Source organism: Streptomyces sp. NPDC049040 (assembly GCF_043197715.1).
Taxonomy (GTDB): domain Bacteria; phylum Actinomycetota; class Actinomycetes; order Streptomycetales; family Streptomycetaceae; genus Actinacidiphila.
This window is the reverse complement of the sequence record NZ_JBICTO010000038.1, coordinates 1-12,240: the sequence shown is the minus strand read 5'-3', so window position 1 is coordinate 12,240 and position 12,240 is coordinate 1. Positions and strand designations below refer to the sequence as shown.

At 73.6% G+C, this 12,240-nt stretch carries 13 protein-coding genes; 7 read left to right on the top strand and 6 right to left on the bottom strand.

What is annotated here, in order from left to right; translation table 11 throughout:
• Positions 1-493 precede the first annotated feature (493 nt).
• The 3 genes from ACGFMP_RS37005 to ACGFMP_RS36995 all read left to right on the top strand — a co-directional run bounded on the left by ACGFMP_RS37005 (position 494) and on the right by ACGFMP_RS36995 (position 2,499).
• On the top strand, positions 494-859 hold the full coding sequence (locus tag ACGFMP_RS37005; protein WP_393678473.1) for an SSI family serine proteinase inhibitor: 366 nt from the start codon (positions 494-496) through the stop codon (positions 857-859).
• A 104-nt stretch (positions 860-963) separates the two neighbouring features.
• Complete coding sequence (locus ACGFMP_RS37000) at positions 964-1,224, top strand: GlsB/YeaQ/YmgE family stress response membrane protein (RefSeq protein WP_393678471.1); 261 nt, start codon at positions 964-966, stop codon at positions 1,222-1,224.
• Positions 1,225-1,254: 30 nt separating this feature from the next.
• Positions 1,255-2,499 (top strand): GNAT family N-acetyltransferase, encoded by a 1,245-nt coding sequence (locus ACGFMP_RS36995; protein ID WP_393678469.1) that lies wholly within the window; start codon positions 1,255-1,257, stop codon positions 2,497-2,499.
• Positions 2,500-2,514: 15 nt separating this feature from the next.
• Here the strand turns inward: ACGFMP_RS36995 and ACGFMP_RS36990 are convergent, their stop codons facing one another.
• Positions 2,515-4,578: a WD40 repeat domain-containing serine/threonine protein kinase gene (locus tag ACGFMP_RS36990; RefSeq protein ID WP_393678467.1), complete on the bottom strand. Its 2,064-nt coding sequence runs from the start codon at positions 4,576-4,578 to the stop codon at positions 2,515-2,517.
• A gap of 157 nt (positions 4,579-4,735) precedes the next feature.
• On the opposite strand from ACGFMP_RS36990, the gene ACGFMP_RS36985 reads away from it, so the two are divergent.
• Positions 4,736-5,221, top strand: coding sequence for a hypothetical protein (locus ACGFMP_RS36985; RefSeq protein WP_393678465.1), 486 nt, complete (start codon positions 4,736-4,738; stop codon positions 5,219-5,221).
• Positions 5,222-5,233: 12 nt separating this feature from the next.
• On the opposite strand, the gene ACGFMP_RS36980 is transcribed toward ACGFMP_RS36985, so the two are convergent.
• The 4 genes from ACGFMP_RS36980 to ACGFMP_RS36965 form a co-directional block, all read right to left on the bottom strand.
• Positions 5,234-5,635 (bottom strand): PPOX class F420-dependent oxidoreductase, encoded by a 402-nt coding sequence (locus ACGFMP_RS36980; RefSeq protein WP_393678463.1) that lies wholly within the window; start codon positions 5,633-5,635, stop codon positions 5,234-5,236.
• Between the two features lie 235 nt (positions 5,636-5,870).
• Positions 5,871-6,338, bottom strand: coding sequence for a hypothetical protein (locus ACGFMP_RS36975; protein WP_393678461.1), 468 nt, complete (start codon positions 6,336-6,338; stop codon positions 5,871-5,873).
• A gap of 121 nt (positions 6,339-6,459) precedes the next feature.
• On the bottom strand, positions 6,460-7,389 hold the full coding sequence (locus ACGFMP_RS36970; RefSeq protein WP_393678474.1) for an SDR family oxidoreductase: 930 nt from the start codon (positions 7,387-7,389) through the stop codon (positions 6,460-6,462).
• Positions 7,390-7,515: 126 nt separating this feature from the next.
• A complete protein-coding gene (locus tag ACGFMP_RS36965) occupies positions 7,516-8,127 on the bottom strand; it encodes a TetR/AcrR family transcriptional regulator (RefSeq protein ID WP_393678459.1) in 612 nt (203 codons plus the stop codon).
• Positions 8,128-8,251: 124 nt separating this feature from the next.
• Between ACGFMP_RS36965 and ACGFMP_RS36960 the strand changes: the two genes are divergently transcribed.
• From ACGFMP_RS36960 to proC, 3 genes are read left to right on the top strand one after another with little or no spacing between them, the layout of a single operon-like run.
• Positions 8,252-9,103, top strand: coding sequence for an ABC transporter ATP-binding protein (locus ACGFMP_RS36960; RefSeq protein ID WP_393678457.1), 852 nt, complete (start codon positions 8,252-8,254; stop codon positions 9,101-9,103).
• Positions 9,100-9,837 (top strand): ABC transporter permease, encoded by a 738-nt coding sequence (locus ACGFMP_RS36955; protein ID WP_393678455.1) that lies wholly within the window; start codon positions 9,100-9,102, stop codon positions 9,835-9,837. Before ACGFMP_RS36960 ends, ACGFMP_RS36955 begins: the two co-directional genes overlap by 4 nt.
• A 43-nt stretch (positions 9,838-9,880) precedes the next feature.
• Positions 9,881-10,690, top strand: a complete 810-nt coding sequence (gene proC / locus ACGFMP_RS36950) for a pyrroline-5-carboxylate reductase (RefSeq protein WP_393678453.1) — start codon at positions 9,881-9,883, stop codon at positions 10,688-10,690.
• Positions 10,691-10,711: 21 nt separating this feature from the next.
• Here the strand turns inward: proC and trpS are convergent, their stop codons facing one another.
• Complete coding sequence (gene trpS / locus ACGFMP_RS36945) at positions 10,712-11,722, bottom strand: tryptophan--tRNA ligase (RefSeq protein ID WP_393678451.1); 1,011 nt, start codon at positions 11,720-11,722, stop codon at positions 10,712-10,714.
• Between the last annotated feature and the right edge of the window lie 518 nt (positions 11,723-12,240).

The window sequence follows — 12,240 nt, the reverse complement described above, 5'->3', positions numbered from 1 at the left end:
CGACCCCACTCCCGACCTGCCCCCGCCTAGCGCAGCGCCTGGCCGAGGAGATACCCCCGGAGTGGCCCCGACCCCACTCCCGACCTGCCCCCGCCTAGCGCAGCGCCTGGCCGAGGAGATACCCCCGGAGTGGCCCCGACCCCACTCCCGACCTGCCCCCGCCTAGCGCAGCGCCTGGCCGAGGAGATACCCCCGGAGTGGCCCCGACCCCACTCCCGACCTGCCCCCGCCTAGCGCAGCGCCTGGCCGAGGAGATACCCCCGGAGTGGCCCCGACCCCACTCCCGACCTGCCCCCGCCTAGCGCAGCGCCTGGCCGAGGAGATACCCCCGGAGTGGCCCCGACCCCACTCCCGACCTGCCCCCGCCCAGCGCAGCGCCCGGCCGAGGACATCCCCCGGAGGTGTCCCGCCCCGGCCTCGCGTCACCCCGTTCGGGGCCGTCGCAGGCGTGGCGCGCGGACGGCAGGTCCGGGAGTGGGATGAGGTGGACCACGTGAAAGCCATCCTCGCGACAGTGGCCGCCACGGCCGCCGTGCTGGTCCCGACGTCCACCCAACCCGCTGCCCAGGGCCTGGTGCTGACCGCACCAGGTCACACCGTCACCCTGTTCTGTGAACCGTTCCCGCACGGCACCCACCCCCTCGCGGTGCCGGCCTGCATGGCGCTGTCCACCGCCGGCGGGGACTTCGACGCGCTGCCGGGTGAGCCGGCCGTGTGCCGGGAGCCGTACAAGCCGGTCGTCGTCACCGCCAGAGGCGACTTCCGCGGCCACCCGGTGCGTTGGCGCAAGAAGTTCGCCAACCCCTGCGTCCTGCGGGCCGCGACAGGCCCGGTGTTCGCCTTCGCAGGGGTCGGCTGACGGATGGTCCATCCGGCCCGTACGACATGGCGTGCTTCCGCCGTCGCGGGGCAAGCGCCTCATCAGGTACCCGACCTTCGGGGCCCGGAAAGCGAGGGAGTGACATGACAATTCTCTGGGCAATCGTCGCGGGTCTGATCATCGGCCTGCTCGCCAAGCTCGTGCTGCCGGGTCGCCAGCCGATCCCGCTCTGGCTGACGATCATCCTCGGCATCATCGGCGGCCTGGTGGGCAACGGCCTGGCCTCCGCCTTCGACGTCGGGGACACCAACGGCATCGACTGGATCCGGCACGCCATGCAGATCGGAGTGGCCGCGGTGCTGATCGCCATCGTGACCCCGGCCTATGGACGTCGTCGGGTCTGACGCCGCAGCCCGGCACGTAGGCTGGGTTCCATGAGCAGGCATATACCTTTCGAGCGGCTGCACAACTTCCGTGACCTCGGCGGATACCCCACCGTGGACGGCCAGACCGTCCGGTGGGGGCGGCTGTTCCGTGCCGACTCGCTCGGCAAACTCGGTGGCGCGGACTGGGACCGGTTCCTGGGCCTGGGGGTCAGTGCCGTCATCGACCTGCGTTACCCGTGGGAGATCGACGCGAAGGGCCGGGTGCCCCAGCACCCGGCGTTCGCCTACCACAACCTCAGCATCGAGCACCGCCCGTACGACCAGCCGGGGCTGGGGCCGGAGATCGAGACCGGCCCCTTTCTGGCGGAGCGGTTCATGGAGGTCGCCGAGGACGGCGTCAAGGAGCTGCGGCAGGCGCTGGACGTCATCGCCGCCCCGGACGCGGGCCCCGTGGTCTTCCACTGCGCGTCCGGCAAGGACCGCACCGGCCAACTCGCGGCCTTGGTGCTTGCGTTGCTGGGCGTTCCCGACGAGGTCATCATCGAGGACTTCGCCCTCACCGAATCGGCCACCGAGCGCCTGCTGGCGGACTGGCGCGCCGACCACGGCGGCCGTTCCCCGCGCTGGCCCGGTTACGGCCGCGCCCCGGCCGAGGTGATGCGGCTCTTCCTCTCCGCGATGGCGGACCGGTACGGGTCCGTATCCGCTTACGCGGCCGAGCAGCTGGGCGTCGACGAGGAGATGGTCGCCGCGCTGCGCCGCAATCTGCTGGAGCCCGCGCTGTCCTTCCGGCTCGCCGGCCCGGCCGACCTGCCGGTTCTGGTCGGCCTGCGCGACGCCGCCGCGAACTGGCAGATCGCCCGCGGGATCGACCAGTGGAAGCCGGGGGACCTGGGGGAGGACCACTTCCGCGCCCGGCTCGCGGACGGCGAGGTGTGGATCACCACGCTCGGCCCCGACGGCCCGGTCGTCGGCGCTTGGGAGCTGTGGTGGGACGACCCGGCGGCCTGGGGCACGAGGCCCGGCGCGGCCGGCTACGTCCACCGGCTGATGACCGACCGCGCCACCGCACCGGCCGGCACCGGCCGCCGCATGCTCGCGGAGGCCGAACGCCGCATCGCCGAGGCGGGTCTGGAGCTGTGCCGCCTGGACTGCCTCGCCGGCAACGAAGGCCTGCGCGCCTACTACCGGGCCGCCGGCTACGAGGTGGTGGGCGAGCAGCCCGCGAAGTCCGGCGGGAGCAAGGGGACCTACGCCGTCACGCTGCTGGAGAAGCGGCTCCGGGCGGAGTGAGCGCCGGCGACCCGGTCAGCGGGAGAGCTTCCACACCCGGGCCGTGCGGTCCGCGCTCGCGGTGGCGAGCATCAGGCCATCGGGGCTGAAGGCCATGCCGCGGACCAGGCCCGTGTGGCCGCCGAGTGACACGGTGACCCGGCGGTCGCCCACGTCCCACAGCTCGACGGTGCCGTTCTCCGCGCCGGTGGCCAGGGTCTTGCCGTCCGGGCTGAGCGCCAGCGCGTACACCGGGCCGGCCTTGCTGGTGAGGACGGTGGCCTGGTCCCGGGTGACGCCCGTCCACAGCCGTACGGAGCCGTCGGCGCTGGCGAAGAGCTTGCCGTCGGGCCCGAAGGCCACCGACGACACCTCCGCCCGCAGGCCGACGCTGCCGGTGCGGACCACGTAGGGCGCCTGCGACGGGATGTTCCACAGCACGAGGGTGCCGCCGGCGTCGATGCTGAGCAGGCTTTTCCCGTCCGGGCTGTAGACGGCCGACAGCACGCGGTCCCGGTGGGCGCCGGCAAGGGTGGTGACGAGGAGCCGCTTGGTCACGTCCCACAGGGTGATCCCGGTGTCGTCGTGCCCCGCGGCAAGCGTCCTGCCGTCAGGAGCGAAGGCCACCGTGTTGCACGCCGCCTCGTTGTCGCGGGACAGGCCGGTGATGACGGCGTGGCCGGCGGGGTTCCACAGCACGACGCCGCCGTCGGAGCCCGCGTCGGCGAAGCTCTTCCCGTCCGGCGCGTAGGCCACGGTCAGGACGGCGGATCCGTCCACGGGGCCGGAGCCGGTCAGGCTGCCGGTCCGCGACCTGGTGGCGAGGTCCCACAGCTGGATGCTGTTGGCGCCGCTGCCGGTGGCGAGGGTCCTGCCGTCGGGGCTGAAGGCCACCGCGTAGGCGGCCGGGGTGAATCCGCTGAAGGTGGCCCATGTCTCGGCGTGCAGCTTGTCGTCGCCCGTCAGCTCCCGCACCAGCTGCGTCCCGCCCAGCGCCGCGGAGATCGCGACGAGGCCGCCGACGACGAGGGTGCGGCGGCGCGGCCCGCGGCGGCCCGCCGGGGCCCGCACCCCGGGGTGCGGCGCCGGCGCCGCGGCCGGGACGGGGCCCGCACCCATGGCCGTCACCGTCGGCAGGGCCGCGTCCGCGGGTGTCCCGGCGCCAGGGCCGGCGCCCGGGTACGGGCCCCGATCCGGGTACGTCCCGTGGCCGGGGCCCGACGCGGCGCCCGGGTCAGGCCCCGGGTACGTCCCGCTGCCCGCCCCCGCGCCGATGGTGCCCGCGGCCTCCCGCAGGCGGCGGCCCGCCGCCACCGCGTCGGGCCGCGCGTCGGGGTCCTTCGCCAGCAGCTCCGCGACCAGCGCCTCGACACCCGCCGGAATCCCGGCCCGTACCGACCGCACCGGCGGCGGCACGTCCTCCAGATGCCGCCGCATTAGCGCCCAGGGGTGTTCGCCCGAGGGGAAGGGCGGGGCGCCGCTCAGCAGCGCGTACAGCACGCACCCCAGCGCGTACAGGTCGCAGCGGACGGTGACGTGCTCGCCGCGCCACTGCTCAGGCGCCATGTACGGGGGCGAGCCGAAGGGGCGGCCGGTGACCGTCAGCCCCTCGGTGGCCTCCGAGGTCCACGCGATGCCGAAGTCGCAGATCTTCAGCCTGCCGTCGGCGGCCAGGAACAGGTTGGCCGGCTTGAGGTCGCGGTGCACCACCTCGCGCGCGTGTGCGGCCGCCAGCGCCTCCGCGGCCTGCGCCCCGAGGTCCAGCGCCTCGGCGATCGGCAGCCCACCGGGCGTGGAGCGTGCCAGCAGGTGCGCGAGATCCGTGCCCTCCAGCAGCTCCATCACGAGGAAGAGCCGCCCGTCGTGCTGCCCGACGTCGTGCACCACCGTGATGCCGGGGTGCTGCAGGCGCGCCCCGATCGACGCCTCGCGCCGGAAGCGCTGGAGTGCCTCGTGCTCCGCTTCGACCTCGAGCAGCACCTTCACCGCGACGTGCCGCCCCAGCGAAAGGTCGTACGCCTGCCACACCTCGCCCATGCCGCCCCGGCCGAGCCGCCGGTCCAGCCGGTACCGCCCGGCGATCTGCTCTCCCGCGCGCACACTGCCCCCTGCTCCGAGCAACTCCCCCTGCCGTGCGGGACATTGTGCAGTACGCGCCCCCTGCCCGCGGCGGGAAACCGGCCTCCTTTCCGCCCTTCAGGGCGCCGGAAAAACAGACCCGGGCAGACCACCCGGGGCGGGCGGCATAATTGGGCGGGTGAGCGAGACGACGAATGCCCGGCCGGAGGCCGGCCCGGCACCGGAGGAGATCCGGTGGTTCGGCACCACCTGGGTCGACCACGACCGCGGCTACGGCTGGCGCAGGGTGGCCGTCTCGGTCGGCTCGCTGCTGGCGGCGGCCGCCGGAGCGTTCGTGCTGCGGATCGGCTTCCAGGGCCTGGGCGACGCCAAGATCGGCACCTTCGTCACCGCCATAGCCTTCTGCGGCTTCGCGGTGTGCAGCGTGCTGGCCTTCCAGCGCACATGGAAGGGCTTCTCCGCCCGCCGCCCGGCCGGCCAGGCCAACGACCAGAGCCTCTACGCCATCGGCTTCATCGGCGCCCTGCTCGCCTACTTCGTCCGCTCGCTCAGCGAGGCCCCGGGCGAGACCCTGTGCCGCAGCGAGTACGAGGACGCCAAGGCCCGTCACGCCTCCCGCGCCAAGAGCGGGAAGCGCAAGTCCAAGTCGAAGCCCAAGCGCTGACGCCCGCCCGGATCAGAAGGTGACGGCCACCCCGACCTGATCGGGCCGCCCGGTCCTGCCGACCAGCCTCCGGCCCAGGTCGTTGAGGCGGACCAGCAGATACTTGCGCTTCAGCAGCCGCCTGGCCGCGTCCTTCCCCGCCTCGTCCAGCAGGCGTGCCGTGCCCTCGTGAGAGGCGGCCCCCGGCGCGACCTGCCCCCGGGCGTTGCACACCGCGACCTGTACGCGGCCACTGTTCCTGATCCGCTTGACCTTGCCGCTGCCGGACGACGTCCAGAAGACCAGCTCGCTGTCGGACACGGCGTACCAGACCGGTGTCGGCACGCCCGTGCCGTCCCGCCGGAAGGTGGTGACGCTCACGTACTTGCCGCGGCGCAGCGCCGCCAGTGCTTCCGAGCCCGTGGTCGATGTCACCCTGCCGATGGTAGGGGCTGTCCCGTGGTCCCCGGGCGGGCGCGCGACCACATCCACGGCACCTCGCGGCCCTTGCCCTGCTCGTCCGGATACGGCCCGGATGAGGGCGACCTCCCCCGGACTCCGGGGTGCCCCCGCCGCCAGGCGATGGACCGCGGACACCGCGGAGGCCCGACGTGCCGGGCCCGAGCAGGCCGCGCGGCCTGCGGCGGTGACCGGGCCGCGGCGGTGACCGCTACTTGCGGGCGGCCCCGACCGCGCCGACGGCGCCCACCACGGCCGCGACCACGGCGCCGTGCCACAGCCCGGTCCATAGGGTGCTGAAGAAGCCCTGGCTGGTCAGCACCTGCCGGATCACCATGTCGGTGACGAACATCAACCCGGCGGGGACCGCCGCCACCTGCCACGGGTGCGAGCGTGCCCAGCGCCGCAGCCGACGGTCGCGGCCCGAGCCCTTGGACGAGTAGCCGAGCACCGCGCCGGACCCGCCGACGCAGAAGAAGAGCAGGGCCGCGATCGAGATCGCGCCGGACAGGATGCCCAGGCCGAAGTGCCCGTGCACGAGGTGCAGCGCCAGCGAGACGCCGCCGCCGAGCGCGCCGACGACGGCCGCGGGGCGCCACGGACCGAGGGTCGCGGACGCCACGGCCAACTGCCGCTTCTCCGCGCCGGAAACAGCGATTTCACGGGATGAACGACTCATACCGCAACAGTCCTCCGCCCCCGGCGGGAACGCCATAGGGGATGACCCTGACCCGCCCCCCATGCCCCCCTGGCCCCCTCGGACCCACCCCCTGGCCCCGCCGCACGACCGGAACCGTGCCTCACTGCGAGCCGCGGAGCGGTTCGCCGAGCGGCCCGTGCTCCGCCGCCAGGTCCCGCTCCCAGTGCGCGGCCCAGTCCGGCCGGGTGCCGTCCGCGTCGGTGAAGCCGTAGTCCTTGTAGAGCTCCCAGGTCGCCAGCGCCTGCCCGGTCCTGGCCATCACCTCGGGGTCGGCGGCCAGCGCCGCGACCGCCCGCCCCAGGTACGCAGGGCTCTCGGAGTACGCGAAGTGCGGGTCCTTGGCCGCCCCGTCACGCCAGTTCCGCTCGGTGACGCCGAAGCCTTCGAGCATCGCCTCCGACCGCAGGAAGCCGGGCGTCACCGCGAGGGCCGCGACCCCGTGCGGCCGGAGCTCCGCCGCCTGCGCCACGGCCAGCCGGATCACGGAGGACTTGGCCAGGTCGTAGAAGAAGGAGCCGCGGTAGCGCGCGGTGTTGCCGTCGGTCACCTCCACCACCAGGCCGCTGCCGCGTGCGACCATCAGCGGCAGCGCGTGGCGGCTGGTGATGACGTGCGTGTCGACCGCCCGCCGCAGCAGCCGCAGCCCGCGGTCGAGATCCTGCTCCCACAGCGGGTGGTCCCAGTCGGTCAGCGGGTCCCCGCCCCACACGCAGTTGACGAGGACGTCGAGCCGCCCGTCCTGCTCCGCGGCGATCCGCCCGGCCAGCACGCGCACCTCCGCCTCGCTGCTGTGGTCGGTGGGCACGGCGATGCCCGTGCCGCCGGCGGCCGTCACCAGCTCCGCCGTCTCCTCGACGGTCTCGGGCCTGGCCAGATCCGACGGCCCCGTGGCGCGGCTGCTGCGGCCGGTCACATAGACCGTCGCGCCCGCCGCCCCCAGTTCGACGGCGATCCCGCGCCCGCCGCCCCTGGTGCCCCCGGCGACCAGAGCCACCGTGCCGGCCAGCGCCCTTTTCCCCTTGGTCGTCATGGTCGTCATGGTCGTCATGCGTCCTCCTGCTGGGTCGGTCGTCATCCGTCCGCGGCCGTTCGCCGGTCGCCGTTCACCGGAGGCCATCCGGTGTCCGCCGGTCGCCCGGTCGCCCGGCGCCTGTTGTCAGTCGTCCGCCGTCCCCGCGCCGGGGGTGGCGTACGGGGCCAGGACCGCCGTGAGGTCCCGGCGGAGCCGTTGTGCAAGCGAGCCCTCACGGTCGAGGGCCCAGGTCAGACCGGCCCCCGCGACCACCGTCTGCACGGTCGCGGCCAGCGCCGCGGGGTCGGTGCCGGCCCGCAGCTCACCGGCGGCGACGGCCTCCGCCAGCAGCCCGCCGACGGCCGCGCCCTGCGCCCGGTGCACCGCGAGCGCGCGCTCGTGCAGCTCGGGATCGGTGAGGTCGGCGCAGAGGAAGGCCAGGTGGTTGGCGTAGCGCCGGGGCGTGTCGAGGGGGCCTGCCGCGCTCGCGACCAGTGCGTCGAGCGCCGCGAGTGCCGAGCCGTGGTCGGCCCGCGCCCGCGCCGCGAGGTCGGCGGCGTCGCGTACCGACTGGTCGGCGAGGGCCAGCAGCAGCCCGCGCTTGGACCCGAACCGCTGCACCACCGTGCCGGGCACGAGGCCGACCTCGCCGGCCACGGCGGCGAGCGTGAACCCCGCGGGCCCGTCCCGCCCGATCACCTCGGCCGCGGCCCGCAGGATCACGTCGTCGGCGACACCTCGGGGGCGTCCGGCCATGGTTCCTCCCGCAGTTCCGGCGGCACGGGCATTAATAAATGCCTGTTCATTTATTAAACCACGCCCGCCGGATTCCGGCCCGCGGGGGCTTGACGGGGGTGTTCCCCGGGTGTTTATTCATCGCATGATGAATAAACACCCGGAGCCCGCCGTCGAGGCGACCGGCCTCCGCGTCGTCCGGGGCGGCCGCACCGTACTGGACGACCTCTCCTTCGCGATCCCGCGCGGCCGGATCACCGGCCTGCTCGGGCCGAGCGGATGCGGCAAGTCCACCCTCATGCGGGCCCTGGTCGGCTCCCAGGCGCACACCACCGGCACCCTCACCGTCCTCGGCCGTCCTGCCGGGCACCGCGACCTGCGGCCCACGGTCGGCTACGTCACGCAGGCACCGTCCGTCTACGCCGACCTCAGCGCCCGGCAGAACCTGGACTACTACGCCGCCGTCCTCGGCATCCACCGCCGCGACCGCCAGGCCCAGGTCGACCGCGCCCTGCACGACGTCGACCTCACCTCGCACGCCGACGCCCTGGCCGGGAAGATGTCCGGCGGCCAGCGCGGCCGGGTCTCGCTCGCCGTCGCCCTGCTCGGCGAACCCGAACTCCTCGTGCTCGACGAGCCCACCGTCGGCCTCGACCCGGTGCTGCGCCGCGACCTGTGGGCCCTCTTCCACCGCCTCGCCGAGGAGCGCGGCGCGACCGTCCTGGTCTCCTCCCACGTCATGGACGAGGCGGAGCGCTGCCACCGCCTGCTGCTCCTGCGCGACGGGCGGCTGCTGGCCGACGACACCCCCGAGGCGCTGCGCCACGACACCGGGACGGACACCGTCGAGGACGCCTTCCTGCACCTGGTCGACCAGGCCGAAGCCGCCGAGTCCGGCACCTCCGCCCCCTCCGCCGACCCCGGGGGCCCCACCGGCCCCGGCACCCCAGGTACTCCCGCCGACGACGCAGCGCCCACGGAGGCGACCCCGCGATGAGCCCCGCCCGCACCCTCGCCACCGCCCGCCGGGTCCTGCGCCAGCTCGGCCACGACCCGCGCACCATCGCCCTGATGCTGGTGGTGCCCTGCGTCCTGCTGACCCTGCTCAAATACGTCTTCGACGCCAGCCCGCGCACCTTCGACTCCGCCGGCGCCTCGCTGCTTGGCATCTTCCCGCTGATCACGATGTTCCTGGTCACGTCGATCGCCACGCTGCGCGAACGCACCTCGGGCACCCTGGAACGCCTGCTGTCCATGCCGCTGGGCAAGGCCGACCTGCTCGTCGGCTACGCCCTCGCCTTCGGCGCGGTCGCCGTCGTCCAGGCCGCGCTCGCCACCGGGCTCACCTTCCTCGGCCTCGGCCTCGACGTCTCGGGCTCCGCCTGGCAGCTGCTGGTGGTCGCCCTCGCCGACGCCTTCCTCGGCACCGCGCTCGGCCTGTTCGTCAGCGCCTTCGCGTCCAGCGAGTTCCAGGCCGTGCAGTTCCTGCCCGCCGTGCTGCTCCCGCAGCTGCTGCTCTGCGGCCTGTTCGTGCCCCGCGGCAGCATGCAGCCGGTGCTGTCCGGCATCTCCGACGTGCTGCCGATGTCGTACGCCGTCGACGGCATGAGCCAGGTCGTCCACCACGACGCGATCACCGGCGACTTCGTCCGCGACCTCGCCGTCGTCGTCGGGTGCGCGCTGCTCGCCCTCGCGCTCGGCGCCGCCACCCTGCGCCGCCGCACCGCGTGAACACGTCTGCTGGGCGGGCCGTACAAGCGGCATCATGGGGGCCATGACCCAGCAGACAGTCGCCGTCCTCGGCACCGGAAAGATCGGCGAGGCCCTGCTCTCCGGCATGATCCGTGCCGGATGGGAAGCCGCCGACCTCCTCGTCACCGCCCGCCGCAAGGACCGGGCGGACGAGCTCCGCGCCCGCTACGGCATCGAGCCCGTCGACAACGCCGAGGCCGCCAAGTCCGCCGACACCCTCATCCTCGCGGTCAAGCCGCAGGACATGTCGGCCCTGCTCGACGAGCTGGCCCCGCACGTCGCGGCCGACCGCCTCGTCATCAGCGCCGCGGCCGGCATCCCCACCACCTTCTTCGAGGACCGCCTCGCCGAGGGCACCGCCGTCGTCCGGGTCATGCCCAACACCCCGGTGCTCGTCGACGAGGGCATGTCGGTGATCTCCGCGGGTCGGTACGCGGACGAGTCCCACCTCGCCCGCACCGAGGCCATCTTCCAGCCCGTCGGCAAGACGCTCCGGGTCCCCGAGAAGCACCAGGACGCCGCCACCGCGCTGTCCGGCTCAGGCCCCGCGTACTTCTACTACCTCGTCGAGGCCATGACCGACGCCGGCATCCTGCTCGGCCTGCCCCGCTCCCAGGCGCACGACCTCATCGTGCAGTCCGCGATCGGCGCCGCCGTGATGCTCCGCGACAGCGGCGAGCACCCGGTCAAGCTCCGCGAGGCCGTCACCTCACCGGCGGGTACGACCATCAACGCCATCCGCGAACTGGAGAACCACGGCGTCCGCGCCGCCCTCCTCGCCGCGCTGGAAGCCGCCCGCGACCGCAGCCGCGAGCTGGCCTCCGGCGCCTGAGCCGGACCCTGCGCACCCCTTTCACGCCGGCGGCAGCAGCCCCATCGCCCGGTAGGCCGCGTCGACGGTCGGCCGGGCGAGGGCCCGCGCCCGCGCCGCCCCTTCCCGCAGCACACCGTCGACATACCCCTGGTCCGCGCTGAACTCGGCGTGCCGGGCCCGCAGCGGCCGCAGCAGCTCCACCACCGCGTCCGCGGTCTCCCGCTTCAGCGCGCCGAAGCCGAGCCCGCCCGCGTCGTACGCCGCCGCGAGCGCGGCCGGCTCCTTGCCCGTACAGGAGGCCAGGATCTCCAGCAGGTTGGCCAGTCCGGGCCGCGCCTCAGGGTCGTAGGAGACGCCCGGCTCGCTGTCCGTGACCGCGCGCATGATCTTCTTGGCGACGACGTCCGACTCGTCCAGCAGGTAGACGATCCCGGCGGTCGCCTCGTGCGACTTGCCCATCTTCGACGCCGGGTCCTGCAGATCCATCACCCGCGCCGCCACCGCGGGCGCCGTCGCCCGGGGGATGACGAAGGTCCTGCCGTAGCGCTGGTTGAACCGCTCGGCCAGGTCCCGGGTCAGCTCCACATGCTGCGTCTGGTCGTCGCCGACCGGCACCTCGTCGGCCCCGTACGCCAGGATGTCCGCCGCCATCAGCACCGGATACGTCAGCAGTGACAGCCGCACACCCTGCCCCGCGGCCTGCGCCCGCGCCGACTTCTCCTTGTACTGGATCATCCGCCGCATCTCGCCGTCGGACGCGACGCACTCCAGCAGGTACGACAGCCGCGCGTGCTCGTCCACGTGGCTCTGCACGAACACCGTGCACACCTGTGGATCGAGCCCCGCCGCCAGCAGCAGCCCTGCCGCCTGCCGGGTCAGCCGGCGTACCCGCGCGGGATCGTGGTCGACGGTGAGAGCGTGCAGGTCCACCACGCAGAACAGCGACTCCGCACGGTGCTGGTCCTCCTCCGCCCACCTCCGCAGGGCGCCGAGGTAGTTGCCGAGCGTCAGATGCCCGGTGGGTTTGACGCCACTGAAGATACGAGTCATCGCTGCCGTCTCCTCTGTCCCCCGGAACCGGGGGCTTCGTCGGGAGGCCGCCGCCCACCACGGCCGCGTGACAACGAAAACGGCCGCCAGAGCGGCGGCCGTGGGGTGCATACGTGAACCCGGACCGCCTCTAGGCGGCCCACCACTGGGTGCTGTGGCACGTATGCGAAGTCATGCCGGTCAGCGTAGCGGCTGGCCCGTGGTTGTGAAGGTGCTCGCACGAAGTTGACACGCATCGGTCGGCTGCGTAACGTACTCCGGGCTGTCCGACGTGAGCGCCGATCTTGATCGGTTCCCGGACGGCCATCCCGCAACAAACTTCCGAACGAGTACGGCGCTGAGTCGTGCCTCGTCCGCTTGTGCGTTTCCGGAATGCGTGGAGAGCAGAAGCCAAACCGGCCGATTTGAAACAGCCGAGGAACTTCCGCTAAAGTCTCACTCGTCGGAACGGCCCAACAGCCGGAAAGACAAACCCCGCTGACTGGGGGTCAGGCGCCGGAAAGGGTCTGATAGAGTCG

Coding starts and splice junctions, on each gene's coding strand:
- ACGFMP_RS36965 (WP_393678459.1), bottom strand. CDS start 8,127: ATGGCCGGACGCCCCCGAGGTGTCGCCGACGACGTGATCCTGCGGGCC.
- ACGFMP_RS36975 (WP_393678461.1), bottom strand. CDS start 6,338: ATGAGTCGTTCATCCCGTGAAATCGCTGTTTCCGGCGCGGAGAAGCGG.
- proC (WP_393678453.1), top strand. CDS start 9,881: ATGACCCAGCAGACAGTCGCCGTCCTCGGCACCGGAAAGATCGGCGAG.
- ACGFMP_RS36960 (WP_393678457.1), top strand. CDS start 8,252: ATGATGAATAAACACCCGGAGCCCGCCGTCGAGGCGACCGGCCTCCGC.
- ACGFMP_RS36970 (WP_393678474.1), bottom strand. CDS start 7,389: ATGACGACCAAGGGGAAAAGGGCGCTGGCCGGCACGGTGGCTCTGGTC.
- ACGFMP_RS36995 (WP_393678469.1), top strand. CDS start 1,255: ATGAGCAGGCATATACCTTTCGAGCGGCTGCACAACTTCCGTGACCTC.
- ACGFMP_RS37000 (WP_393678471.1), top strand. CDS start 964: ATGACAATTCTCTGGGCAATCGTCGCGGGTCTGATCATCGGCCTGCTC.
- trpS (WP_393678451.1), bottom strand. CDS start 11,722: ATGACTCGTATCTTCAGTGGCGTCAAACCCACCGGGCATCTGACGCTC.
- ACGFMP_RS36955 (WP_393678455.1), top strand. CDS start 9,100: ATGAGCCCCGCCCGCACCCTCGCCACCGCCCGCCGGGTCCTGCGCCAG.